The organism is Paraburkholderia sp. J12 (genome assembly GCF_905220215.1).
GTDB lineage: Bacteria > Pseudomonadota > Gammaproteobacteria > Burkholderiales > Burkholderiaceae > Paraburkholderia.
Genome location: NZ_CAJMZC010000008.1, coordinates 259975 through 284051 on the forward strand (window position 1 = coordinate 259975; position 24077 = coordinate 284051).

Here is a 24077-nt window from a genome sequence, read left to right on the forward strand (position 1 = left end):
TCCGCCCTGTCCGGCGGATCGACACCCGCTTACCCTGGCAATGCCTCCCCCTTCGTCTCCGGCGCGAACGGAATGATGAGCAGACCGACGACGAACGCGAGCGCCGTGAGCGCCACCGGCACACCCAGCGTATGCATGTGCAACACCGCAGCGCCCAGCAGGAAGTTCACCCCCGCTCCCACGAACCGCCCGAACGACGTGCAGAACGCAAACGCCGTCGCACGCACGCGCGTTTCGAACTGCTCCGGCAGCCAGAGGCTGAAGAGCGCGAAGTTACCGCCGAAGAAACCGAGCACGAAGAGCAGTGCGATAAACGGCACGAGTCCGTTTTCGAGGTAATACGCCCATCCGAAGCTCGCTGCAATCGTCACCGCCATGCCCGCGAAGTACACCGCGAGCGTCCATTTGCGGCCGATGCGCTCGGCAAGCGGCGGCAGCGCGAGACAGCCGAGGATCGTGCCGATCGACAGGATCCCGGTCGCAATCGAAGCCGTGCGAATCGCTTCGGCCTTGTTCGCGCCCGCCTTCGTCGCAAGCTGGATCACGGCGGAAGGTTCGTACACCGCACCGGCCCACAAGCCGATGATCGCGATGGTAAGGAGTGCACACGCCACGACGGTACGCTTGCGATAAGCACTGCCGAAGATCTCGCGCAGCGGCCGCGACGGCGCGCGCACGACGCCCACCTCGGCCTTGCGCCACTTGTCCGGCTCTTCCACGCGCGTGAGCACGAGGATCGCCACCACCACCGGAATCGCGCCGGTGAGGAACATCGCGCGCCAGCCGAAGTGCACGCCGATCGTGTAGTTCAGCGCGGCGGCAATGAAAAAGCCTGCGTAGTAGCCCGTCTGCAGATAGCCCGCGCCCATCTTGCGGCGATCCTCGGGCCACGATTCAGCCACATAGGTGCCCGCCAGCGCCCACTCGCCGCCAATACCCACACCAGCGAGGAAGCGGTAGATGGCAAGCGCCCACACGCTCTGCGCCGTGGCCGAAAGACCCGTGAAAATCGCGAACATGAAGATGGTGCCGGCCAGCACGCGGGTACGGCCGAAGCGGTCCGCCAGCGGCCCCCAGATGAACGATAGCCCCCAGCCAACCAGAAACAGCGCAAACAGGATCGAGCCCGCAAGCCCGATGTTCGAAGCGGTCGCGGCATAACCCGAGCGCGGCAGCAGTTCGGTCAGCGCGGGCGTGAGCACGAGCGCGTAGATGAACGAGTCCATGCCGTCGAGCGTCCAGCCGGCCCAGGCGCCCCAGAAACCTGCAATCTGCGAACGGTTGAGCGGCGTCTTGCGCTGCGACCGCCGCTCTGCACCGGTAATCGAATCCATGACTTCGTCTCTCCTGTAGACGGCTATTCGTCTGAAGTAAAACCTTGCTAACCCCGTTTACGGCGGCTTCGTCTCCGGCTTGATGGAACTTCGACGGGACTTTCGTTTTCGTCTTTTTATATATAATATGCAATCTCATGAGCGACGCAACGAATGGTTTTCCCCTGGATGGCGGTGCCGCGGTGACCGCCGCAGTGGCTGGCTTGCCGGCCGCTGCCGCGCCGCGCACCAGCGCCACGCACATGATCGCGAACGCCCTGCGCGACGCCATCGTGGCCGGCACGCTCGCGCCCGGCGCCCCGCTGCGCCAGGACGCCATCGCGCGCCACTTCTCGGTCAGCGCGATTCCCGTGCGCGAAGCTTTGCGCCAGCTTGCGAGCGAAGGCTGGGCGAAAATCGAGGTCAACAAGGGCGCGAGCGTCGCGCCCTTGTGCGCCGACGAGGCGCGCGAGATCTACGAGATCCGCTCCGCGCTGGAGAGCCTCGCGCTCGGCCTCGCCATGCCGAAGCACACCGCGCAGTCGCTGCGCGAGGTCCGCGCACTGGCCGACGAAGCGAAGCGCGAGCGCGATCCGTCGCTCTACGTGGCGCGCAACGAGGCCTTCCATATGAGCCTCTACGCGCCTGCAGGCCGTCCTCATCTGCTGGAGATGCTCGCCTCGCTGCACCGGCGCGGCGAGCGCTATCTGCGCCTGAAGTTCGGCTTTCCCGAGTACAAGGGCGAGTCCGACGCCGACCACACACAGATCCTCGAAGCCGTGAAGCGCGGCGACGTGGCCGCCGCGCAGGCGCTCGTGGCCACGCATCTGCTGGGCACCGGCGAATTGATCTATCGTTTCCTCACCGAGCGCGGCGGCCAAACGCCCCCCGCGAAGAAGCCGCGCTCTTCGTCTTCCCGCTCACGGAGCTGATCCGCCGATGAAGCCTGTCGCCCCCACCACCGAATCCCCCGCCGGCGCCCCGCGCTCGTGGACCACGCGCCGCGACGAGAAAGCGCGCCGCCTCGCCGCCGTTGCCGGCTGGCTCGAAGACGGCGTGCTGCCCAAAGAGCGCATGACCGAAGCCCTCGAACTGCTGATCCGTCCCGGCGACCGCGTGGCCCTCGAAGGCGACAACCAGAAGCAGGCCGACTTTCTCTCGCGCTCGCTCGCCAAGGCCGACCCCGGCAAGCTCAACAACATCCATCTGCTGATTTCGAGCATCAGCCGGCCCGATCACCTCGCGCTCTTCGAGCGCGGCATCGCGCACCGCGTCGATTTCGCATTCGCGGGTCCGCAAAGCCTGCGCGTCGCGCAACTGCTCGAAGATGGTCAGCTCGAAGTGGGTGCAATTCATACGTACGTCGAACTTTATGCACGCATGTTCGTCGACCTGATTCCCCAGGTCGCGCTGCTGTGCGCCGAGAAGGCCGACCGCCACGGTAACCTCTACACGGGTCCGAACACCGAAGACACTCCCACCATCGCCGAAGCCGCCGCGTTCAGTCAGGGCATCGTGATCGTGCAGGTGAACGAAATCGTCGACGAGCTGCCGCGCGTCGATATCCCCGGCTCGTGGGTCGACGTCGTGGTGGAAGCCGACCGGCCCTTCGCGGTCGAGCCGCTCTTCACGCGCGATCCGCGCCATATCGGCGACCTGCAGGTGCTCACCGCGATGATGGTCATCAAGGGCATCTACGCGCCGTACGGCATCGCGGCGCTCAATCACGGCATCGGCTTCGACACGGCGGCGATCGAACTGCTGCTGCCCACTTACGGCGAATCGCTCGGATTCAAGGGAAAAATCTGCCGCAACTGGACGCTCAATCCGCATCCCACGCTGATCCCCGCCATCGAGTCGGGCTGGGTAGAGAGCGTGCATTGCTTCGGCAGCGAAGTGGGCATGGAAAACTACATCGCCGCGCGCCCCGACGTGTTCTTCACCGGCAGCGACGGCAGCCTGCGCTCGAACCGCGTGCTGTGCCAGCTCGCGGGGCAATACGCAGTCGATCTCTTCATCGGCTCGACGCTGCAGATCGACGCCGACGCGAATTCCTCCACGGTCACGCGCGGGCGCCTCGCCGGCTTCGGCGGCGCGCCGAACATGGGTCACGACCCGCGCGGCCGCCGGCACGCGAGCGAAGCCTGGCTCAAACTGCTCAAGGACACAGGGCCAGTCTCGCGCGGCCACAAACTCGTCGTGCAACTAGCCGAGACCTGGAAGAAAGGCGGTGAGCCGACCTTCGTCGACGAACTCGACGCCATCGCCGTGGGCGAGAAGAGCGGCATGCCGGTCGCGCCCGTGATGATCTATGGCGACGACGTGAGCCACGTCGTGACCGAAGAAGGCATCGCGCATCTGCATCGCGCGGAAGGCGTCGACGAGCGGCGCGCGGCGCTCGCCGCCGTGGCCGGCGTGACGCCGATCGGCCTGCGCGCGCAGCAGCAGAAAACCGAAGAACTGCGCCGCCGCGGCATCGTGCAGTTTCCCGAGGATCTCGGCATTCGCCGCGGCGATGCCAAACGCTCGCTGCTTGCGGCACGCAGCATCGACGATCTCGTGACGTGGTCGGGCGGTCTCTACACCCCGCCTGCGCGCTTTCGCAGCTGGTAAGCACGATGCCCGCGCTCATCTTCGACACGCTGGCCACCGGTGCGGCCACGCCGTTTGCGCGCGCTCAGGCGCAATTCGATGCGACCGCAACCGATGGCCGCCCGACCTGTCCGGACGGGCAGCTCGCCCGCTTCGCGCGCGACGCGCTGATCGACGAGGCCCGGCTCACGCCGAAACCCGGACTCGTCGACACCCGCGGCAGCGGCGCGCACAGCGACCTCGATCTCGAGACCATGCTGCGTTCGGCGCATGCGCTCGAACCCACCTTCCACGCGCTCGCCTGCGCCTCGCGCGGCGCCATGCCGGGCGTCGCGCTGCGCACCGACCTGGCGCGCATCGGCCGTGCGGGCGAAGCCGCGATGATGCGCGCGACGAGCGGCAGCAATGCGCATCGCGGCGCGATCTGGATCGTCGGCCTGCTCGTGGCCGGCGCGGCGATCGCGCATACGCCGTTCGCGGACGAAGCCCGCGGCTGGGCTCACGCCGAACACATCTGCGAAACCGGCGCGCAGATCGCGCGCTTCGACGATCTGCTCGCGCGCCCCACGCTCAGCAACGGCGAGCGCGTGCGCCAGCAGTACAACGTGGGCGGCGCGCGCCGCGAGGCACAGGAAGGCTTCCCGCATGTGCTGCGCGCGGGCCTGCCCGCGCTGCACGCTGCACGCGCGAGCGGACACGAGGAAGGCGCCGCACGCGTGGATGCGCTGCTCGCCATCATGGCCTCGCTCGACGACACCTGCGTGCTGCATCGCGCGGGTCTCGCCGGCCGCGAAGCGGCCCAGGCGGGCGCGCAGCGCGTGCGCGAGGCGGGCGGCATCGCCACGCCCGCAGGCCGCGCCGCGTTCGATGCGCTCGAACGCTCGCTGCTCGCCCTCAATGCCTCGCCTGGCGGCACGGCCGATCTGCTTGCCGCCACGCTCTTCATCGACCGACTCGTTCAGCACCGCATTGGCGGAGGAACCTCATGGAACAACTGACATTCGACTACCCGGCGCAGCGCGCCGTGACGACGCGCGCGCACGTGGGCGTGGTGGGCTCGGGCGACCTCGAAGTGCTGCTGCAGCCCGCCGCCGCCATGCAGGCGCGCGTGACCGTGCATACGAGCGTGGATGGCTACGGCCATATCTGGAAGAGCGTGCTCGATCGTTTCTTCACGCGCTACGACGGCGCCGCCGAGATCGAGATCAACGACTTCGGCGCGACGCCCGGCGTGGTGGCGCTGCGCCTCGCGGAAGCCGTCGAGGCAGCCGACGACGCAGCACACGGAGCCCAATCATGAACGCCGTACCGCAAGCCATTCCCGGTGCGCTGCTGCGCGACAGCTTCATCGAACTCACCGCACGCGAACGCGCGCGCTCTCTTCTCGACGCCGGATCGTTCCGCGAACTGCTCGGCCCGTTCGACCGCATCGAATCGCCGTGGCTGCCGTTGCAGGGCATCGTTTGCCAGGCCGACGACGGCGCGGTAATCGCGCGCGGCACCATCGACGGCGAGCCCGCCGTGGTTGCCGCGATCGAATCGGCGTTCCAGGGCGGCAGTATCGGCGAGGTGTCCGGCAGCAAGATCGCCGCGGCGCTCGAACTTGCCTTGGCCGACTGCGAGCGCGGCAAGATCGTTCGCCCCGTCGTGCTGTTCGAAACCGGCGGCGTGCGGCTGCAGGAAGCAAATCTCGGTCTCGCCGTCATCTCCGAGATCCAGGCCGCGATCGTCGCGCTGCGTCGGCATGTGCCGGTGGTCGGCGTGATCGCAGGCATGGTGGGATGCTTCGGCGGCATGTCGCTCGCCGCAGCGCTGTGCTCGTATCTCGTGATGACGAAGCAGGGCCGGCTCGGCATGAACGGTCCCGAAGTGATCGAGCAGGAAGCGGGTATCGACGAACTCGACGCCAGCGATCGCCGCCGCGTGTGGCAGTTGATCGGCGGCGAGCAGCGCACGAAGACCGGCTTCGCCGATGCGCTCGTGGAAGACGCCGTGGACGATGTGCGCACTGCCGTGCGAGCGGCGTTTGCGAGCGGCGTGCCGGCGGTCCACCGCAGCGAAGACGTAAGCGGGTACCTCGCAAAGCTCGCGGAGATCGACCCCGCCACGGTCACGCCCGAAACGATGCGCGAGATATTTCGCGCGAAGCCCCTCGCTTTCCGCGGAGAAACGGCATGAACGAGATGACTTCCAGCCGCGGGGCAACCTGGCTTCGCGCCCTTGCCGGCAACGGCACCGAACAGGCCAATGGCGGCCCGATCCGCTATGCCGACGCGCCGCTCGACGGCGAAACGGCACGCTTCATCGCTGTCGTGCCCGACCCCGAGAACCGCTTCGTGCGTGCCCGCGATAACGTGGTGGGCCTCGAACAGGGCTGGCGCCTCGCGCAAACGGTGCGCGAAACGATTGCCGCCGATGCCAATGGCACCACGCGCCGGCCCATCGTCGCTGTCGTCGATGTGAAGAGCCAGGCCTATGGCTATCGCGAGGAAATGCTCGGCATCCATCTGGCGTGCGCCGCCGCCGTCGATGCCTACGCGGCCGCGCGGCTTGCAGGCCATCCCGTGGTCGCGCTGATCGTGGGTCCGGCGATGTCGGGGGCGTTTCTCGCGCACGGCTATCAGGCCAACCGCATCGTCGCGCTGGACGCCACGGGTACGATGGTCCACGCCATGGGCAAGGAGGCCGCCGCGCGCGTCACCCGCCGCAGCGTGGAAGAACTCGACGCGCTAGGCGAAACGATCGTGCCGATGTCGTATTCGCTGGCCTCTTTCGGCAAGCTCGGGCTGCTCGACGAACTGATCGAAGGCGTGGACGCCGATGCGCCGGGCGCGGAGCAGACTGCCCGCGTGCGCGACGTGCTTGCGCGCATGGTGCGCGAGGCACGCGCCGATCACTCGCGCAATCTCTCGCATCGCCTGGCAGGCGACGCCGCGAAGCGCACGCGTGCGGCCTCGATCGAGGTACGCAAGCGCCTCGCGCAACAGTGGGACGCCCGCTGATGCGCGTCTGCGCCACGCCGCCCTTTTCCGCCGAGGCTATCGATCCTGCCGACACCTCGCGCGCCGAAAGCGCGCGCTGGCGCGCGCACGATCTGCTGCGCGTGCTGCGCCTGCCGCGCACGCACGAGGAACCGGAATGGGTGCGTGCCGCGTTCGCGCGTGCGCCGTGGGCCGTCGTGAGGCGCGCCCGTGGGGCAGACGGCTTCGTCGCCGTGGGCGTGCGAGGCGCGGAACGCGATCAGCGATTCGGGACGTGGCTCCATCATCAGGATATCGAATCATTCTGTTCACCTGAAGAGTTGATACACCGGCAACCGCAAGCCGGACGCAGTACATTGCCCCCATTCGTCGCGCTCGCGCTGCTGCGCGACATGCCCTCCGCGCTGCGCGACGTCACCTGGGGCCCGACCGGCAGCACGGGCTTCGAACTCGCCACGGGTTTGCCCACGCTCTCGGCCACGAGCGATCTCGATCTGCTGATCCGGCTGCCCGAGCGGTGCGAGCCGGCGCTGATCCACGCCCTCGCCAATACGCTCGCGCATGCCGCAACACGGGCCAACACGCGCGTGGACGCGCAGGTGGAAACGCCCGCGGGCGGCGTGGCGCTCGCGGAACTCGCCGCGGAAAAGCCGCGTGTACTCGTGCGCGCGAACGACGGCCCACGGTTCCTTGCCGATCCGTGGCAGCCCTCATGACGCTCGCCCTGATGTTTCCCGGCCAGGGCGCGCAAAGCCCGGGCTTTCTGCACCGGCTACCGCAGCACGAGGCAGTGCAGCGCACGCTGGACGAAGCCTCCGCGGCGCTCGGCCTCGACGTGCTGTCGCTCGACAACGCCGAGGCGCTGCGCTCCACGGTAGCGGTGCAGATCGGCCTCACGGTGGCCGGCGTGGCCTTCTCCCGCGCACTTGCACACGAGGGGCTCGTGCCGCAGTTCAGCGCGGGCCTTTCTGTGGGCGCGTATCCCGCTGCGGTGAGTTGCGGCGCCGTGACGTTCGGCGCCGCCCTGCACATGGTCCGCAAACGCGCCGAACTGATGGAAGCCGCGTGGCCCAGCGGATACGGCCTGACCGCCCTCTCCGGTCTGAGCGAAACGCAGATCGAAACGCTTGCGCAAGCCCAGTCAAGAGAAGGCGGCGAACCCGTGTATGTGGGCAACGTGAACGCTCCGCGCCAGATCGTCGTGGCAGGCGCCGATACGGCGCTCGAGGCTTTCGCTATCCGCGCGCTCGCAGCGGGCGCACGGAAGGCACAGCGACTCGCCGTTTCCGTTCCTTCGCATTGCGAACTATTGGCCGACGCCGCGGAGCAGCTCACCACATGGTCGCGCGACATCGCTTTCCGCGCACCACAAGGCGTCTATATCGACAACCGGGGCGGCCGGCCACTCCCCACCGGCGAGGCGATTCGCGCGGATCTCGCTACCAACATGCGTTACACGGTGCGCTGGTTCGACGCGCTCACGGTGATGGTGGAGTCGGGTGCAACGGTGCTGGTGGAGGCGCCGCCTGGGCAGGTGCTCACCGACATTGCCCGCGAGCAGTTCCCCGACGTGACGGCGCTGGGCGCATCGACCCTGCCATTCGACCGGCTGCTCCCTATCATGCGCCGGCGACTAGGCGAAGATAGATGAGTTACGCGTATATGACGTTTATGCGCATAAAATTCTTTTCGAATTCTCATCGGGCAGCGGCTTAGCACAAGGCAACGCAACCCAATATCGCGCAAAAACCGGACATCTTCAGCTAATTTCTACCTTCTCCGCAAGTCCGGCATCACCACCCGAAACGTGAGGTTCAGACGTTCGCCGCCGATCGCCGGCTCTTTCGGCACGCGGTGACGCCACTGCGCCTGCGTCTGCCCGCGCATCACCAGGAGGCTGCCGCCCGCCAGCTGGAACGAGCGCGTCACACCCGTTGCGTTGTGCCGCAGATCGAAGCGGCGTGTCGCGCCCAGACTCACCGATGCAATGACGGGCTCGCTGCCCAGTTCCGGCTCGTGGTCCGAATGCCAGCCCATGCTGTCGGCGCCGCCGCGGTAGCGGTTGAGCAGCACGCTATTGAAGCGCACGCCGCAGAGCGCCGAAACGGCGTCGCGCAGCTCCTCCACCGCGGGCGTCCACGGCTGCGGCACATTGCGGATCCCCGAATAGATATACACGGCATCCGGCTCGCCGAGCCACGCCGTCAGGCGGGGTTGGTCCACCCAGCCGCCCGGAGTGCGGATACGCTCCTGGCGCCAGGGCGTTTCGGCAACGATGCGCTCGAACAGCGCCGCGGCCCGCTCCGGCGCGAGCCAGGCGGGATGCCATTCGACGTCGGGTTGTGGCGTGTCGTCGAAGAGATCGAACATGGGAAAAATCGGCGCATGCGAAATAACACAGGAACGGGCAGTTTCGCACGGCGCGTCTCTCGCAGCACGCGCGGGTCACCTGCCCCCTACTGCGTTCAGGCGAACAGCGCGATGTAGAAGACAACGGCGCCAATGAGCGCACCGACAAAGCAAAAGCCTTCGGGCGCGGCCTCGGTGGTGCGCGAACGCAGCCAGCCGCCTACGACGCCGAAGAGTCCCGCAATGCCCAGCGTGACGAACACCATCACGACGTAGAACAGTGCGCTGCGCCCGAGATCGGAAATGTCGACGTGTCTGACGAACAGGTAAAGGGCCAGCGCCATGACCGACAGCACGACGAGCGGCAGCATGACGTGACTGCCTTCGTAACCGACATGGCGACCATGATGTTCCTGGCCGGCGGGCTTGATGGTTTTCATGACCTGTCTCCCCCTGAGCACCCAATACCGCTGCATACGACGCGGGCCTCGATTCGAGCATAGTCCATCGAGTGGTCATGTTCAATGGACGTTTAATTAGCCCGTCGTGCACCGCAAAAACAGAGTGCGACGAGCCACATGACGCTGTAAATCCGGGGACTTGCCCTGGTCGTGGAGACCCGAAGATACTGCACCGCAAGCGCTGCACTGGTCGCTGTGGCGATGCGATGCCTCTCTGCCCGGTGGTACGTACCGGGACAGGCCGTTAGTTGCATTTTATGAAATACATCCGCTCCACCGCTGAACGGATAAAACCCTCATCAATTAATCAGGAATCCAATACAAATTCCCGAAACCGGACGATTCGAGCACCGCCCATCCTCCTCGCCTGGATTGCTTTCAATAATATTTCAAAGAAGAAATTCAGAAGACACTTCGCACCAATTCGATGCACTTCGCCGCGTCGCTTATTGCCCGCGCACTGGATTTGAGCAGACGTTCCAGCCGCTCCAGCGGCTCGATCGACGATGTTTCGGAAACCCAACTAGAGAATTCTGGAGTCACACAAGTGACATTCGTCACGCATAGAATTCGCGCGGCCTGAAATCGTTTTCGGCATCTTCCACCGCCGCGTTCGGGCGGTGATGACGCCGGGCCGGATGGCGTTCGCGCCCAGGACCGCAGCGGGGACGTACGGTGTTGCGGAAGCGGGCAAGAATGGTCGCCGCGCGCTTTGCCGGGCTTTTCGGAAATGCAGCGTCACTCACCCCTCCATAACCAGAGCAATAAATCAAACAGATGAAGATCAACAAGACAACCGCAGCGGCCCTCGTGCTCGGCACGATCGCCGGCGCAGCACACGCACAGAGCAGCGTTACGCTCTACGGCCTCGTCGATGCCGGTATCCTGTACAACAACAACGTGAAGGGCAGCGCGTCGTGGAGCCTCTCCACCGCGACCTCCTCGCGTTGGGGTCTGCTCGGCTCGGAAGATCTGGGCGGCGGCACGAAGGCTATCTTCGACCTCGAAAACGGCTTCACGGTCGGCACCGGCGGCCTGTCGCAAGGCGGCCTGCTGTTCGGCCGCAAGGCGTTCGTCGGTATCGGCAACTCGAGCTGGGGCACGGTCACGGCCGGCCGCCAGTACTCGGCCAGCAACGACGCCACGAGCACGTTCGCATCGGGCGCCGACTGGGCCGCCTCGGGCCTCGGCTTCGGCACGCGTGCCGCCGACGTGGACAACGTCGATACGTCGAACCGCATCCAGAACTCGATCAAGTACACGAGCCCGAACATCAGCGGCGCGACGCTCGGCGTGCTGTACAGCCTCGGCGGCGTGGCGGGCAACTTCGCCCAGAACTCGGTCAAGGACGTGGGCCTGAACTACTCGGCCGGCCCCGTCAAGCTGGGTGCGAGCTACATGTTCACGAAGGATCCGTACTATGCGACCTTCGGCGACCAGGGCAACTCGTCCACGTCGGCCACCGGCACGAACAACAACATGCCGAGCCGCATCTTCGGCGGCTACGCTTCGGCAGGTTCGCAGCAGATCGTGACGGCCGGCGGCTCGTACGCGCTGGGCCCGGTGACGCTCGCCGCCCTGTACTCGAACACGCAGTTCCAGAACCTCGGTGAAGTCAACGCAGGCGGCAGCTTCGGCACGAAGTACAACGGCGGCACGGCCACGTTCAACTCCGGCGAACTGAACGTGAAGTACCAGGTGACGCCCGCGTTCATGGTCGCGGCCGCGTACATCTACACGCACAACAGCGGCGCCGGCAGCTTCGACAGCGCGCACTACAACCAGGTCAACCTGGGCGTGACGTATGCCCTGTCCAAGCGCACGTACCTCTACGCGGACGGCTTCTATGAAGCCGCTTCCGGTACGGACTCGACGGGCAAGGCAGCCGTGGCCAACTTCAGCGGCTCGACCTTCTCGTCCACCAACCACGCCGTGGCCGCGATCGTCGGCATGACGCAACGCTTCTAAACGCGTTCGGGCGTTCCGCTCGCGTTCCCTTGCGGAACGCGAAAGCAGCACGCATGCGCCGGCACACCCTTCGCGGGGTGTGCCGGCGCACTTGCTTTATAGAGCGCATGGAGCGCTCAGATCGTCACGCCAGGGCACGCCGAAACGACAGCGCCCCGCGCACCGCCCAGCGGTGCAACCATCCCGCGAAAGCGAGTGGCGGCGCGGCCGGCCAGCCGCTCCTCGGCGGATCGGGCTCCGTACGCGTGGGAACAGGGACGTCCGCTCCGCTTTCGTCGTGCGGTGCGTGTGCCCAGTACTCGTAAGGATGAAAGATCCGCGTGAGCGGCAAAGGCGCAGCAGCGTGCGAAGCGTGGGCTTCGTGGCGCGCCGCAGCGGTACGACGGCTTGGGTAGATCGACGCATGCCGTGCATGGCTGCGCTCTAACAAGGGCTGATTCTTTTCCATTTTTATCTCCGTTAGTGATGCCGGTAACGGAGAGGCCCCCAAAACAAAAAAGCCTCGTCCGCATGTCCGGCGAGGCCCGTTGATCCCAACTTCCGCAAGATCTAACGCAAACAGGCCTCCGATGGCACACCCGCGCGGGCGCCCATAGGACGTTGCTTGACAATAGAGCCGAAGTTTTGGGTCAACATGGTTGCGAGTTTCGTTGTATTCACATCGTTTGTCAACGAGGGTGGTGTCGTTCGGAGACGACAGCGACTCAAGACGACTTCGCTTTGTCCGCTTGCTTCACGGCAGCGAGTGCATGCAAGGTGTCTCGCGATCGCTCCGTGGTGCCGATTGCAGCAGCGGAACCGGCGCGCGTGGGCCCGAGGCCCTAGAGTCCCAGGTCCGCAATCACCTGCTCGCCGAGCGCAAAGCCCGTCGATGCCCCCGTGCCGCCCGTCACCATGACGATGCGAACGTGATTCGCCGGCCGGTCGACGAGCACCCGACGCTCGCTCGACGACACATAACAACCGATCCAGCGATTGACCACCTCGCGAGCGGGCAGATCGAACACGCGGTCGAACTCGTCGAGAATCAGCTCGTCGAAACGCGCCTGCGCGAACGGCGCCTGGGCATCGCCATACACGTGGCTGTCGCCCACCACGAGCGATCCGTCTGCGGACTGCACCGCGATCAGGTGTATGCCCGCAGCGCGATATTCGCTTTCCTCCGCATCGAGCTTGTCGATCAGCGCCCGAGCTTGCGGCAGCGCCGCAAAGCCCTCGTAGCGCGCGATGCTCTGGTCGGACATCACGGCGGCGCCGAATGCCGGCCGGGCGTTTCGCACGGCCAGCCGCAGCATCTGCAGCGTGCAGATGCGCAAGCCGTAGGGCGCAATGCGCTCCGGGAAAAGCGTGGAAAGATCGTCGCCGGGGCAGACGACCACGGCATCCGCGTGAATCGGGCCGCGGCTCGTTTCTACGCGATGGCCGTCCACCGCGAGCACTGCCGTGTTCCAGTGAAACACCACGCCGTGCCGTTGCGCCAGCCATGCGGCGATCTTCGGCAGCGCTTCGGCCGATTCCACGCGCAATTCATGCGGGCTATAGAGGATCTCCGTGACCTTGTCGAGCCGCAACGCGGGGACGATGGCAGCGGCCTCGTCGCGCGAGATCAGCTTGCAGCCCTCGGCCATGTCGGTCGAGAGAAAGGCGTGCAGCACGTCGGCGGCCTCGCGACGGCGCGCGGGAATCACCACGCCGCGATGCTGGACCGCAATGCCGGCTTCCTCCGCGACTTCTTTCCAGACTTCGCGGCTGCGCATCGCGCGAGCCCAGTGGTCGCCGGCCTCCTGGCCCGTCACCGTGACGAAGCCGAAATTGCGGATCGAGGCACCGGTCGCCCGCGCGCTGCGATCCAGCACGACGACGCGCTTGCCCTTGCGTGCCGCCGCCAGCGCGACGGCAAGGCCTACGATGCCGCCCCCGACTACCGCGATATCGAAACGCTCGCTCATGCACGCCTCCCGGAAGCCGGCGTGGCGGGCAGTGAGTGGCGGCGAGTGGAGACGGGAACGGTTGCGGTGCTGCACGGCAGAGCGCCGCTGTAAGTCAGAGTAAGCATGGAATACGGGTTTGACGTGATTCTCCAGCCCGCACTATACCCGGTCCGCAAGACGCCCAGATCATGATTTTTTAAATAAGCATTCCGAACCATAAATCGGGAATGTTAAGACCCGCACAGCGGATGCCGTCACGATAGGGCCTCAGTCACCCGTCAACGAAAGCGGCTGGCAATATGCTCCGGAATGTTCTCCGGCGTCACAACGACCACCGACGAAGACGGCGACACGGCCGCCGCCGGCAGCAGCTTGTGAAAGCCCATCACGCGCTGGCAGGCCGAGCGCATATCCTGCCGCAAGTCGTGATGCAGCACCGCCTGAATCCGGCCTTCGCGCAGCAGGCGCACGTTGTCCCGGTCCAGATCGTGGCCGATGAAACACACCGGGCGGCGCTTCGCGCCAAGCGCCCGCAAGATCGCGGGATTGCCGCCGCCCATCGAATAGACGGCGGCGATATCGTCATGCTTCGACAGGGCACTGCGAACCCGCGCCTCGGTGGCCGCGTCGAGTCCGTGCCCGCCACTCGCATCGATCAAAGCCAGCCGGGGAAAGCGCAGGCGTAGCGCACGGCGAAAGCTGATCTCGCGCTCCTCCTCGCCGCGAAAACGCTCGTCGCTCATCGTGATGAGCACACTGCCGCGCTGCTTGCCCAGCCATTGCCCCACGAGCCACGCCGCCGTGGCGCCGGCCACGCGATTGTCCAGACCTGCATAGGCGATGCGGCCGGACAACGGGATATCCGTAAAGATCGTCACCACCGGAATACCGCGTCGTTGCAGCTCGCCGATCGTATCGGCGATCCCGGGCACGTCGCGCGCCTTCAGGAAAACGCCGTGGCTGCCGCGCCGGCCTATCGCATGCAGCGTCTCGACGACCTCTTCGGTCGTCATCGTCTCGCGCATCAGAAAGCGCGGCCGGAACACGGCGGGATGCAGGCCCGGCAATTCCGCTTCGAGCGCGTCGCGCACTTCGTCTGCGAACCTCGACGGCGCTTCCACCACCACGTCGACGATGAGCTTGCGCCCCGCCGTCGCCAGTTGCAGTTCCTGTTTTTCGAGTTCCCGGATGGCTTGTTCGACCCGCTTGCGCGTGTGCTCGCGCACATGCGCGCGCCCGTTGAGCACGCGATCGACCGTGGCGAGCCCCACGCCGGCCTGGAGTGCGATCTCCTTCACGAGAAACCGGCGAGCCACGTTCGTCACCTCGACCTTGATGTGTTTTTGATGGTTTTATGATAGCCCGTTCCCGATTGCGGCCGCTATGCTAGATCCAGCAACGCAAGGAGACGCGATGGATTGCAACGACGGACAGTGGGGACAAGAACGCAACGTCTGGTACACCGAACGCGACTGTTCGCTTGCGGCGTTTTCGGAACAGGTCGAGCGCCGCGACGATGCGCCATTGGTCTTTGCGAACGACCTATGCGAAAGCATCCCCGTATACGACTGCCGAAAACTGGCGCACACGCTGACCGATGGGCGTCAGCGCATGGCCCTCCAGGGCGAATGGGTCAACGTGCTGCGCGGCGGCGCGGGCGTGCTGGTGCTCAAACAGGCGTTCACGGACGTGACGCCCATCGACGAAGCGACCGCCGTATTCGAATCCATCATTCAGAGCGAACGTGCCGATGGGGCCGGCGCAGGCGACCACTTCGCGAAAGCCGGCGCCAACGACCGCATCTGGAACGCACAGGAAAAGCTCTGCGTGCAGGCACCCGAAGTCTTCGCGCGTTATTTCGCCAATCCCATGCTTGCCGCAGCAGCGCAGGCATGGCTCGGCCCCGGCTACCAGATGACTTCGCAGGTCAACGTCGTGCGACCGGGTGGCGCCGCGCAACTCGCGCACCGCGACTATCACCTGGGCTTCCAGACCGTGGAGGAAGCCGAACGCTATCCGGCCCACGTGCATCGCATGTCGGCGTTTCTCACGCTTCAAGGCGCGGTCGCACATGGCGACATGCCGGTGGAAAGCGGCCCGACGAAGCTCCTGCCGTACTCGCAGCGCTACGCCGAAGGCTATCTCGCATGGCGCCGGCCGGAGTTTCGTGAGTACTTCGAAGCGAATTTCGTGCAATTGCCGCTCGCGAAGGGCGACGCGCTGTTTTTCAATCCTGCGCTGTTTCATGCCGCCGGCGCCAATCGCACGGACGCGGCTACGGGCATCCAGCGCATGGCCAATCTTTTGCAGGTGTCGTCCGCGTTCGGACGCGCGATGGAAACGTTAGACCGGCGGCGGATGTGCGAGGCGGTGTTTCCCGTGTTGAAGGCAAGCCACGCCGCGGGCCGGATGACGATCGGCGAAATCGATGCGGTCGTCGCCTCATGCGCCGAAGGCTATCCCTTCCCCACCAATCTCGACCGCGACCCGCCGTTGGGCGGCCTCGCGCCGCGAAGCCAGCAGACTATCCTGCGTCAGGCGATCGATGAAGACTGGGCAGACGCCACACTGCACGACGCCTTGCAGGATTACGACTGGCGGCGCAGGACTGCATAGACTGCATAGACCGCGCAAAATCTTACGCTTTCATTTCGCCCGGCAGTGCTAAAGCAACGCTAAAGCAACCTTACTGACGCTCCATGAACGACTGAATCTTGCTGGCATCGTCGGGCGTCACCGGATTGAAGATCACGAGGTGAAGATCGGTTCGGCCATCGACCGAGAAGACCGAATTTTCGAGCGTGAGAGGCCCCAGCACCGGATGACGCAGATGCTTGATGGGCTCGCCGCGCGGGCCCTGCACGACGTTGTCCCGCCACATCGCCTCGAACTCCGGGCTCTCGCGGCACAGCTCTTCGACGAGCGGCTCCACGACTTCGGCCGCTCCGGCGCGGGCGGCGTCCATCCTGAATGCGCCCAGCACGAAGCGGGCCGCCTTTTCCCAGTCGTAGTGCATGACGCGGGCGCGCGGGTCGAGAAAGAGAAAGCGCAGCACATTGTGCGGCGCGCGCGGCACCGCCCCGAAGTCCAGCAGCAACGCCTTCGAAGCCCGGTTCCAGCCCACCACGTCCCAGGTCGCCGTCCTGATGATGGCCGGACTGGGATCCAGCGCATCGAGCACGCGCTGATGCCGCGGCTCGACATCGTCGTGCTGGCGGTAGCGCACCTCGGGCGGCCGGCCGAGCCCCAGCAGGAAGAGATGCTCACGCTCCACGTCGCTCAGCATCAGCGCGCGCGCAAGCCGGTCGAGCGCATCGGCCGAAGGCGCTCCGCCGCGCCCCTGCTCGAGGCAGGTGTACCAGGTCGGACTGATGTTGGCCAGCTGCGCCACTTCCTCGCGACGCAGGCCGCTCGTGCGGCGGCGCTCGGAAGAAAAGCCCAGGGTGGCCGGATCGAGCTGCGCGCGGCGCTCGCGCAGATAGGTGCCAAGCAGGTTTCCAGAAGCCAGATGGTCGCTCATCCTGTTAGTGCTCTTACTACCATAACCTCACTACTTTACCCGCACGCATGGCGCCGCGATACTTCGACTCCGTAGCAACCCTTAGATGCGAGCAATTCATCGTCATGACCGGCCCATTTTTTGAAAGGAAACTGTTGGCTTGCGTCGGCAGCGGACACGCTCGCGGGCCGGCAACCGGGCTTCGCGATGGGGTTCGCGTCTCTCGCTTTGCCAGCACGAATGTCGAGGCCTCGGGCCTTTTTCGTCCGCGAAGCCAGGGGCGAACCGGAAAACCGTCCCGCATTCTGCGCACAAATATGAAAAGCGCTAGGATGTGCTCCCATCGGACCGGAACTGACTGCAAACTTCGCACGGTGCGCGAGGCCGGATCGTAAGGACAAGTAAGGTAAGCGTCCTGCATCGTCGATGCGCGCGCATCTATCCTGCCAAGTGGGAAATCCCGGCAGACTGGTCCGCGCAATTGTCGGAATGCACGTACAAAATCCCGGTTCCGATGCCGTTTGTGCAAAAAACCCTGAACAGTTCGTTGTCCTGCTTTCCTGACATGACACGCAGGCGGGAAAGCAGGATACGGCCCCTTCGATCGGGGCCTGCCGCGACAGGATCGTGGCAGCCCCTGGCGACACACCACCCGGCGTCGCCCAGGCTGCCCCGTTCGAAGCCCGCACCTCTATAACAGGTTAGTGAATGAAGACATCCGGTAGCGTAAGGTCATCCCCGGAGCGCACAAGTCTGCGCGCCCTGCGATACGGCGGCATGGTCGCGGCGGCGCTCATCGCGGCAGGCTGCGCAGTCGGGCCGGACTACCAGAAGCCCGTCGTGCAGATTCCGGCCACCTTCAAGGAAGGTGTGGACTGGCAACGGGCCGAAGCCAATCCGCAGGCTTCGCTGTCCAGCACCTGGTGGCTCGACTATCACGACGACAAGCTGACTGACCTGATCGACCAGTCGCTCAAGGCCAACCAGTCGATTGCCCAGGCCGAAGCGGCCTACCGGCTCGCGACGGCCACCGTCGAAGCCAACACGGCCAGCCTCTTCCCGACCATCACCGCAGGCGCCTCGGGCGCGCGCTCGGGTTATGGCAACGGCGCGGCGGCCGCGGCAACGAGCTCAACCAGCACCGCCGTGCCGGGCGTCAACAATTCGGTGGGCGTGAACGCGGCGGCCAGCTGGGAAATCGACCTGTGGGGGCAAATACGGCGCGAGATCGAATCGAGCAAGGCGAGCGCGCAGGCCAGCGACGCCCAGCTCGCCGGCGAGCGCCTCTCCATTGCCGCGAGCGTCGCCGTCGATTACTTCGAGCTGCGCCAGGCCGACGTGGACATCGACCTCCTCAAGCAGCAGCAGCAGCTCTTCGGGCGCATCCTCGACATGACGCGCGAAAGCTATAAGCAAGGCAACTCGTCGGCCGACGACGTGCTGAACGCGCAGGACAATCTCGAACTCGTGATCGCGGAACTGCAGACCACGCAGATCACGCGCGAGCAGGACGAACATGCGATAGCGGTGCTGATCGGCGTGCCGCCCGGCGGGTTCTCGATCGAAGCCGATCCCCACTACGCGTTCGCCACGCCGGCCGTGCCGCTCGCGCTGCCCTCGCAACTGCTCGAGCGCCGCTACGACGTGGTGAGCGCCGAGCGCACGGCGGCCTCGGCCAACGCGAAGATCGGCGTGGCCGAAGCGGCGTTCTTCCCCACGCTGACGCTCTCGGCCGAGGGCGGCTTCCAGCACAACATGCTCGCCAACCTGTTCTCGGTGCCCAACCGCTTCTGGACGCTCGGCCCGGATCTCGCGGCCACGATCTTCGACGGCGGCGCGCGCACGGCCGCGGTGCACGAAGCGCGGGCCACCTACGACGAAAACGTCGCGAGCTACCGGCAGACCGTGCTGAGCGCGTTCCAGAGCGTGGAGGACAGTCTCTCGTCGTGGAATCACCTCCAGCAGCAAGCGGACGCCTACGCGAATATCTACCAGCGCAACCGGCAGCTATTCGACAGCGAGCACGCGCAGTACACCATCGGCACCGCCAGCGAGCAGGATCTGCTGAACCAGCAGCTCACGCTGCTCACGGCCCAGCAGAACCTCTCCGATACGCATGCGCTCCTGACCGAAAGCAGCGTCACGCTGATCAAGAATCTCGGCGGCGGCTGGCAGTGGGACGACAACAAAGAGCACGCAGTCGATGCGCTAGCGTCGGCCGGGCAGCCGCCGGCAGCCGCTTCGGCCGCGTCGGCCTCTCCGGTGCGGTGAAGCGTGCGCGAACAACAGACTACCTACGCCCGTCCTGTGCGGGCCTTTTCCCTTTCCTCGATCATGCAAGCATGGTGTCCTATGACGTTACTGCCTGTGCGCGCGTCGCTGCTGTCCATTGGTTTCGTTACCCTCGCGGCCTGTAGCAAGAGCGAGCCCCCGGCGCCTCCGCCGCCTCAAGTGAGCGTCGTCAAGGCCGAGCCCCAGAACGTGCCGCTTCGGCGCGATCTGGTGGGCCGGCTCTCGGCCTACTACAGCGCCAACGTGACGGCGCGCGTTTCCGGCGTGCTGGTGAAGCGCGTCTACACGGAAGGCGGCACCGTGAAGGCGGGGCAACTGCTCTTCGAGATCGATCCGGCCTTCTATCAGTCGGTGCTCGATAACGATCTCGCGACGCTGGCCGAAGACCAGGCCACCTACGTCAACGACCACATCACCGCCGAGCGCAATCGCAAGCTGCTGCCGGTGGGCTCGGTCTCGCAACAGACCGTGGACAACGCCGACGCAGCCGAACGCAGCGCCGCTGCCAAGGTCAAGGCGGACCAGGCCGCGGTGGACGGTGCGCGCCTGAACCTGGGCTATACCAAGGTGACGTCGCCCATTGCCGGCATCGCCGGCCAGCAACAGGTGACGGTGGGTGCCGTGGTGGGCTCCAGCACGGCCGATACCGGCTCGGGCGGCACGCTCCTCACGACCGTGCAGCAGATCGATCCGCTCTACGTGAACTTCACGATCAGCGCGGCCGACCTCGTTACGCTGAGGCAGGCGCAAAGCCAGGGCAACGTCGCGCTCGCGCCGCAAAACGCCACCAGCGTGCAGGTCATGCTGCCCAACGGCACCGCATACGATCAAACGGGCACGCTCGACTTCTCCGATGTCACCGTGAACGCCGCCACCGGCGCGGTCAATCTGCGCGCGCTGATTCCCAATGCGCAGCATCAGCTGCTGCCCGGCATGTATGTGTCGCTGATGGTCAATCTAGGCCAGCGCAACAACGCCTTCCTGATTCCGCAGCAGGCCATCCAGCGCGATACCGTGGGCGCCTTCGCGATGGTGGTGGACGCGAGCGGCAAGGTCGCGCGCAAGGACGTCACCACGAGCGAGAGCTATCAAAACAACTGGATCGTCACGGGCGGGCTGGCCGAGGGCGACCAGGTGATCGTGACCGGACTGCAGAGCGTGCACGAGGGCGTGTCGGTGAAGGCAAGTCCGTGGCAGCAAGGCGCGAGCGGAGCCCAGGCGGCCACCGCCCCGGCATCGGGCGCCCAGACCGTTGCCGACAAGTCGTAAGGAGTCCGCCTCATGCCACGTTTCTTTATCGACCGCCCGGTTTTTGCCTGGGTGATCCCTATTCTGATCTGCCTGATCGGCGTGATTTCGCTATCGCGCATGGGGATCGACTCGTACCCGGATATCGCCCCGCCGCAGGTGACGGTGACCGCGACCTATCCGGGCGCCAACGCCGCCACGATGGAATCGACGGTCACGCAGGTGATCGAGCAGCAGCTCACCGGCATCGACAACCTGCTGTACTTCAGCTCGACCTCGAACAGCAACGGCACGGCCACCATCACGCTGAGCTTCGCCACGGGCACGGACCCCGACATTGCCGAAGTGCAGGTGCAGAACAAGGTCCAGCTCGCGCAGCCGCTCCTGCCCGCCGAAGTGACGCAGCAGGGCGTGGTGGTGGCCAAGGCGAGCCCGGACATCCTGATGTTCATCGGCCTGCAGTCGGATAACCCTGCCATCGACGCGGACCGCCTCTCCGACCTGGTCGCCTCGCAAATCCAGCCGGTGATCGCGCGGGTCAACGGGGTGGGCAACACCTTCATGCTCGGCTCGGAATACGCCATCCGCATCTGGCTCGATCCGGACAAGCTGCAGGGCTACGGCCTTTCCACCACTCAGGTGCTCAACGCCGTGAACGCGCAGAATGCGCAGTTCGCCACCGGCGCCCTGGGCGCGGACCCGGCGGTGAAGGGGCAGGTGTTCACGGCCACGGTGTCGGGCGACACGTTGTTCTCGTCGATCGAGCAGTTCAAGAACATCATCCTCGTGACGACCAACGACGGTACCGTCGTGCATCTGAGCGATGTTGCCCGCATCACTTTCGGGGCGCAGAGCTACGGCTCTTCGGCGGCCTATAACGGCAAGGCCGCGGGCGGCATGGGCGTGTACCTGCTGCCGGGCTCCAACGCGCTCGCCGTGGCCAATGCGGTGAAAGCCGAAATGGCGGTACTCGCGAAAGACCTGCCCTCGGGCGTCACGTGGAACGTGCCTTACGACACGACACCGTTCATCACGGCGTCGATCACGGACGTGGTGCGCACGCTCGTCGAGGCCATCGTCCTCGTGTTCTTCGTGATGCTGATCTTCCTGCAGAACATCCGCGCGACGATCATCCCGACGCTCGTCATTCCGGTGGCGCTGCTCGGCACGTTCATCGGCCTGAAGGCCCTGAACTTCTCGCTCAACCAGTTGACGCTGTTCGGCATGGTGCTCGCCATCGGCATCGTGGTGGACGACGCGATCGTGGTGATCGAGAACGTCGAGCGCATCATGAGCGAGGAGAAGCTCAGTCCGAAGAAAGCCACGCGCAAGGCGATGAGCCAGATCACGGGCGCCATCATCGCCATTACGGTGGTACTGGCCGCGGTGTTCGTCCCCTCCGCGTTCCAGCCTGGCGCCACCGGCATCATCTACGCGCAGTTCGCCATGACCATCGCGATTTCGATGGGCTTCTCGGCGTTCCTCGCGATGTCGTTTACGCCCTCGCTGTGCGCGACCATCCTCAAGCCCGACCACCACGGCGATTCGCACTTCATATTCCGCTGGTTCAACAAGGGCTTCAACCGCCTGAGCAACACGTACTTCGGTCAGGTGGGCCGCGCGGTGCACCATGCGCCGCGCTGGATGATGCTGTTCGTGCTCGTTGCGGCGCTGGCCGGCTTCCTCTACGCGCGCATGCCGACCTCGTTCGTCCCCGACGAAGACCAGGGCTTCATGCTCGCGCTCGTCAACCTGCCGTCCGGCTCGACGCTGGAAAGCAACGGCAAGGTGATGGCGGAGATCGGCGACAAGCTCTCGCACAGCCCGATCGGCAAGGACATCGTGGGGGTCTTCGACGTCAAGGGCTTCAGCTTCGTGGGGAACAGCGAAAACGTCGGCATGGTCTTCATCAAGCTGGCCGACTGGGGCAAGCGCTCGAAGTCGGCCATGCAGTTGATCCCGCAGGCCAACCAGATCCTGCACAGCATCAACGACGCGCAGATCTTCGTGGTGAACCTGCCGACCATCCGCGGGCTGAGCCAGTTCGGCGGCGTGGACATGTTCCTGCAGGCCCGCGCCGGACAGTCGCGCGCCGAGCTGGGGCAAGCCGAGATGAAGCTGCTGGCCGAAGCGGGCAAGAGCCCCGAGCTTTACGGCATCCGCCCGAACTCGCTGCCTGCGGCGCCGCAATTGCAGGTGACGGTCGATCGCGTGCAGGCGGCGTCGATGGGGCTCTCGCTCACCGACGTCTATAACTCGCTGCAGATGCAGCTCGCGCCGTACTATATCGACCAGTTCACCTACGGCGGCCGTGTGAAGCGCGTGTATCTGCAAGCCGACGCGCCCTACCGCATGGGACTCGACGCGCTCCAGCACATCTACACGCCGTCCAACGTCAGCAGCAGCACCTCGGGCACGACCACCTCGAGCAGCACGACGACGACCACGACCTCGACGGTCAACTCCAGCGGCTACGAGACACCGACCAATCCTTCGGTCAGCAACACCGCGATCAGCCCGTACAACATGGTGCCGCTCTCGAGTGTGGTGAAGGCGAACTGGAATGTCGGCCCGCAGGCGCTGCCGCGCTATAACGGCTATTCGGCCATCGAGATCGTCGGCAACTCGGCGCCGGGCTACTCCACCGGCCAGGCAATGCAGGTGATCACGAACATCATCAACAAGTCGCTGCCTCCGGGCTTCGCCGCGGACTGGACGGGTCAGTCCTACCAGGAAATCCTCGCGGGGAATGCGGCAACCCTGCTGATGATTCTCTCGGTGGTGGTGGTGTTCCTCTGTCTCGCCGCGCTCTACGAGAGCTGGTCGATCCCGGTGGCGGTGCTGCTGGTGGTGCCGCTGGGCCTCCTCGGCATGGTGACGTTCTGCCGCCTGAGCGGTGTGCCTAACGACATCTACTTCAAGATCGGCATGGTCACGGTGATCGGGCTGGCGGCGAAGAACGCGATTCTGATTGTGGAATTCGCGGTGGACGGCCAGGCGAACGGCCTGACGCTGTTCGAGGCTACGGTGCAGGCGGCGAAACTGCGGCTGCGCCCGATCCTGATGACCTCGATGGCGTTCATCCTGGGTGTGCTGCCGCTGGTGCTCTCGACCGGCGCCGGCGCCTCGTCGCGGCACGAGATCGGCACGGGCGTGATCGGCGGCATGGTGTTCGCCACGTTCTTCGGCCTCCTGCTGATTCCCGTGTTCTACGTCACGGTGCGCCGCGCGCTGGGCGACAAGCTCGACGAAGTCTCGCGCAAGATCCACCACGCGGGCGACGACGACGAGGACGACGAACCGGCCGCCGGCCCCACCCCGGCGCCGAAGCCCAGCGAATAACGCGGGTAACACGGTCCCGAACGACGGTCCCGAACGGCAGCACGCGAACCACGCGTTGCTGCCGTTTTTCTTTGTGGCCGATGGTTGAACCAGGCCTGCCC

General features: G+C 65.6%; 20 protein-coding genes. 13 read left to right on the plus strand and 7 right to left on the minus strand.

Going from position 1 to position 24077, the window contains the following annotated elements; genetic code table 11:
* Positions 1-29: 29 nt before the first annotated feature.
* Positions 30-1334 carry an MFS transporter gene (locus U5760_RS19020; RefSeq protein WP_322013830.1) on the minus strand — a complete coding sequence of 435 codons (1305 nt, stop codon included), beginning with the start codon at positions 1332-1334 and terminating at the stop codon, positions 30-32.
* Between the two features lie 137 nt (positions 1335-1471).
* Here U5760_RS19020 and U5760_RS19025 point away from each other — a divergent pair, with 137 nt between their 5' ends.
* From U5760_RS19025 to mdcH, 8 genes are read left to right on the plus strand one after another with little or no spacing between them, the layout of a single operon-like run.
* The gene (locus U5760_RS19025) at positions 1472-2245 is read left to right on the plus strand and encodes a GntR family transcriptional regulator (protein WP_322013831.1); all 774 of its coding nucleotides are present in this window, start codon (positions 1472-1474) and stop codon (positions 2243-2245) included.
* A 7-nt stretch (positions 2246-2252) separates the two neighbouring features.
* Positions 2253-3926 carry a malonate decarboxylase subunit alpha gene (mdcA, locus tag U5760_RS19030; protein ID WP_322013832.1) on the plus strand — a complete coding sequence of 558 codons (1674 nt, stop codon included), beginning with the start codon at positions 2253-2255 and terminating at the stop codon, positions 3924-3926.
* 5 nt (positions 3927-3931) lie between these two features.
* Complete coding sequence (locus tag U5760_RS19035) at positions 3932-4903, plus strand: triphosphoribosyl-dephospho-CoA synthase (RefSeq protein WP_322013833.1); 972 nt, start codon at positions 3932-3934, stop codon at positions 4901-4903.
* Positions 4891-5205, plus strand: a complete 315-nt coding sequence (locus tag U5760_RS19040; protein ID WP_322013834.1) for a malonate decarboxylase subunit delta — start codon at positions 4891-4893, stop codon at positions 5203-5205. Before U5760_RS19035 ends, U5760_RS19040 begins: the two co-directional genes overlap by 13 nt.
* Entirely contained in the window at positions 5202-6083 is an 882-nt protein-coding gene (locus tag U5760_RS19045; RefSeq protein WP_322013835.1) for a biotin-independent malonate decarboxylase subunit beta, read from the plus strand. The genes U5760_RS19040 and U5760_RS19045 overlap by 4 nt, the downstream gene beginning before the upstream one ends.
* Positions 6080-6907, plus strand: coding sequence for a biotin-independent malonate decarboxylase subunit gamma (gene mdcE / locus U5760_RS19050; protein WP_322013836.1), 828 nt, complete (start codon positions 6080-6082; stop codon positions 6905-6907). Before U5760_RS19045 ends, mdcE begins: the two co-directional genes overlap by 4 nt.
* Positions 6907-7602, plus strand: a complete 696-nt coding sequence (locus tag U5760_RS19055; protein ID WP_322013837.1) for a malonate decarboxylase holo-ACP synthase — start codon at positions 6907-6909, stop codon at positions 7600-7602. The genes mdcE and U5760_RS19055 overlap by 1 nt, the downstream gene beginning before the upstream one ends.
* On the plus strand, positions 7599-8537 hold the full coding sequence (gene mdcH / locus U5760_RS19060) for a malonate decarboxylase subunit epsilon (protein ID WP_322013838.1): 939 nt from the start codon (positions 7599-7601) through the stop codon (positions 8535-8537). Before U5760_RS19055 ends, mdcH begins: the two co-directional genes overlap by 4 nt.
* A 119-nt stretch (positions 8538-8656) precedes the next feature.
* Here mdcH and U5760_RS19065 read toward each other — a convergent pair whose 3' ends face one another.
* From U5760_RS19065 to U5760_RS19075, 3 genes are all read right to left on the minus strand, one after another.
* A complete protein-coding gene (locus U5760_RS19065; RefSeq protein WP_322013839.1) occupies positions 8657-9256 on the minus strand; it encodes an alpha-ketoglutarate-dependent dioxygenase AlkB family protein in 600 nt (199 codons plus the stop codon).
* A gap of 95 nt (positions 9257-9351) precedes the next feature.
* A complete protein-coding gene (locus U5760_RS19070; protein ID WP_322013840.1) occupies positions 9352-9675 on the minus strand; it encodes a hypothetical protein in 324 nt (107 codons plus the stop codon).
* Positions 9676-10253: 578 nt separating this feature from the next.
* On the minus strand, positions 10254-10487 hold the full coding sequence (locus U5760_RS19075) for a hypothetical protein (protein ID WP_322013841.1): 234 nt from the start codon (positions 10485-10487) through the stop codon (positions 10254-10256).
* Between U5760_RS19075 and U5760_RS19080 the strand changes: the two genes are divergently transcribed.
* Positions 10474-11664, plus strand: a complete 1191-nt coding sequence (locus U5760_RS19080) for a porin (protein ID WP_322013842.1) — start codon at positions 10474-10476, stop codon at positions 11662-11664. The genes U5760_RS19075 and U5760_RS19080 overlap by 14 nt on opposite strands.
* A gap of 821 nt (positions 11665-12485) precedes the next feature.
* Here U5760_RS19080 and U5760_RS19085 read toward each other — a convergent pair.
* Together U5760_RS19085 and U5760_RS19090 are read right to left on the minus strand one after the other, a co-directional pair.
* Positions 12486-13613: a TIGR03364 family FAD-dependent oxidoreductase gene (locus U5760_RS19085; protein WP_322013843.1), complete on the minus strand. Its 1128-nt coding sequence runs from the start codon at positions 13611-13613 to the stop codon at positions 12486-12488.
* 260 nt (positions 13614-13873) lie between these two features.
* Entirely contained in the window at positions 13874-14911 is a 1038-nt protein-coding gene (locus tag U5760_RS19090; RefSeq protein ID WP_322013844.1) for a LacI family DNA-binding transcriptional regulator, read from the minus strand.
* 97 nt (positions 14912-15008) lie between these two features.
* Here U5760_RS19090 and U5760_RS19095 point away from each other — a divergent pair, with 97 nt between their 5' ends.
* The gene (locus U5760_RS19095) at positions 15009-16211 is read left to right on the plus strand and encodes a phytanoyl-CoA dioxygenase family protein (RefSeq protein WP_322013845.1); all 1203 of its coding nucleotides are present in this window, start codon (positions 15009-15011) and stop codon (positions 16209-16211) included.
* Between the two features lie 70 nt (positions 16212-16281).
* Here U5760_RS19095 and U5760_RS19100 read toward each other — a convergent pair whose 3' ends face one another.
* Positions 16282-17115, minus strand: coding sequence for a helix-turn-helix transcriptional regulator (locus U5760_RS19100; RefSeq protein ID WP_322013846.1), 834 nt, complete (start codon positions 17113-17115; stop codon positions 16282-16284).
* A 687-nt stretch (positions 17116-17802) separates the two neighbouring features.
* Between U5760_RS19100 and U5760_RS19105 the strand changes: the two genes are divergently transcribed.
* The 3 genes from U5760_RS19105 (at position 17803) to U5760_RS19115 (ending at position 23976) form a co-directional block, all read left to right on the plus strand.
* Positions 17803-19365 (plus strand): efflux transporter outer membrane subunit, encoded by a 1563-nt coding sequence (locus U5760_RS19105; protein WP_322013847.1) that lies wholly within the window; start codon positions 17803-17805, stop codon positions 19363-19365.
* Positions 19366-19446: 81 nt separating this feature from the next.
* Complete coding sequence (locus U5760_RS19110; protein ID WP_322013848.1) at positions 19447-20655, plus strand: efflux RND transporter periplasmic adaptor subunit; 1209 nt, start codon at positions 19447-19449, stop codon at positions 20653-20655.
* Positions 20656-20667: 12 nt separating this feature from the next.
* Positions 20668-23976: an efflux RND transporter permease subunit gene (locus U5760_RS19115; RefSeq protein ID WP_322013849.1), complete on the plus strand. Its 3309-nt coding sequence runs from the start codon at positions 20668-20670 to the stop codon at positions 23974-23976.
* Positions 23977-24077: the final 101 nt, after the last annotated feature.

What these genes read in the sequence shown, in the direction of transcription:
- mdcA (WP_322013832.1), top strand. Translation starts at nt 2,253, where the DNA reads ATGAAGCCTGTCGCCCCCACCACCGAATCCCCCGCCGGCGCCCCGCGC.
- U5760_RS19070 (WP_322013840.1), bottom strand. Translation starts at nt 9,675, where the DNA reads ATGAAAACCATCAAGCCCGCCGGCCAGGAACATCATGGTCGCCATGTC.
- U5760_RS19085 (WP_322013843.1), bottom strand. Translation starts at nt 13,613, where the DNA reads ATGAGCGAGCGTTTCGATATCGCGGTAGTCGGGGGCGGCATCGTAGGC.
- U5760_RS19025 (WP_322013831.1), top strand. Translation starts at nt 1,472, where the DNA reads ATGAGCGACGCAACGAATGGTTTTCCCCTGGATGGCGGTGCCGCGGTG.
- U5760_RS19115 (WP_322013849.1), top strand. Translation starts at nt 20,668, where the DNA reads ATGCCACGTTTCTTTATCGACCGCCCGGTTTTTGCCTGGGTGATCCCT.
- U5760_RS19105 (WP_322013847.1), top strand. Translation starts at nt 17,803, where the DNA reads ATGAAGACATCCGGTAGCGTAAGGTCATCCCCGGAGCGCACAAGTCTG.
- U5760_RS19095 (WP_322013845.1), top strand. Translation starts at nt 15,009, where the DNA reads ATGGATTGCAACGACGGACAGTGGGGACAAGAACGCAACGTCTGGTAC.
- mdcE (WP_322013836.1), top strand. Translation starts at nt 6,080, where the DNA reads ATGAACGAGATGACTTCCAGCCGCGGGGCAACCTGGCTTCGCGCCCTT.
- U5760_RS19040 (WP_322013834.1), top strand. Translation starts at nt 4,891, where the DNA reads ATGGAACAACTGACATTCGACTACCCGGCGCAGCGCGCCGTGACGACG.
- U5760_RS19045 (WP_322013835.1), top strand. Translation starts at nt 5,202, where the DNA reads ATGAACGCCGTACCGCAAGCCATTCCCGGTGCGCTGCTGCGCGACAGC.
- U5760_RS19020 (WP_322013830.1), bottom strand. Translation starts at nt 1,334, where the DNA reads ATGGATTCGATTACCGGTGCAGAGCGGCGGTCGCAGCGCAAGACGCCG.
- U5760_RS19100 (WP_322013846.1), bottom strand. Translation starts at nt 17,115, where the DNA reads ATGAGCGACCATCTGGCTTCTGGAAACCTGCTTGGCACCTATCTGCGC.
- U5760_RS19110 (WP_322013848.1), top strand. Translation starts at nt 19,447, where the DNA reads ATGACGTTACTGCCTGTGCGCGCGTCGCTGCTGTCCATTGGTTTCGTT.
- U5760_RS19055 (WP_322013837.1), top strand. Translation starts at nt 6,907, where the DNA reads ATGCGCGTCTGCGCCACGCCGCCCTTTTCCGCCGAGGCTATCGATCCT.
- U5760_RS19035 (WP_322013833.1), top strand. Translation starts at nt 3,932, where the DNA reads ATGCCCGCGCTCATCTTCGACACGCTGGCCACCGGTGCGGCCACGCCG.
- U5760_RS19080 (WP_322013842.1), top strand. Translation starts at nt 10,474, where the DNA reads ATGAAGATCAACAAGACAACCGCAGCGGCCCTCGTGCTCGGCACGATC.
- U5760_RS19065 (WP_322013839.1), bottom strand. Translation starts at nt 9,256, where the DNA reads ATGTTCGATCTCTTCGACGACACGCCACAACCCGACGTCGAATGGCAT.
- mdcH (WP_322013838.1), top strand. Translation starts at nt 7,599, where the DNA reads ATGACGCTCGCCCTGATGTTTCCCGGCCAGGGCGCGCAAAGCCCGGGC.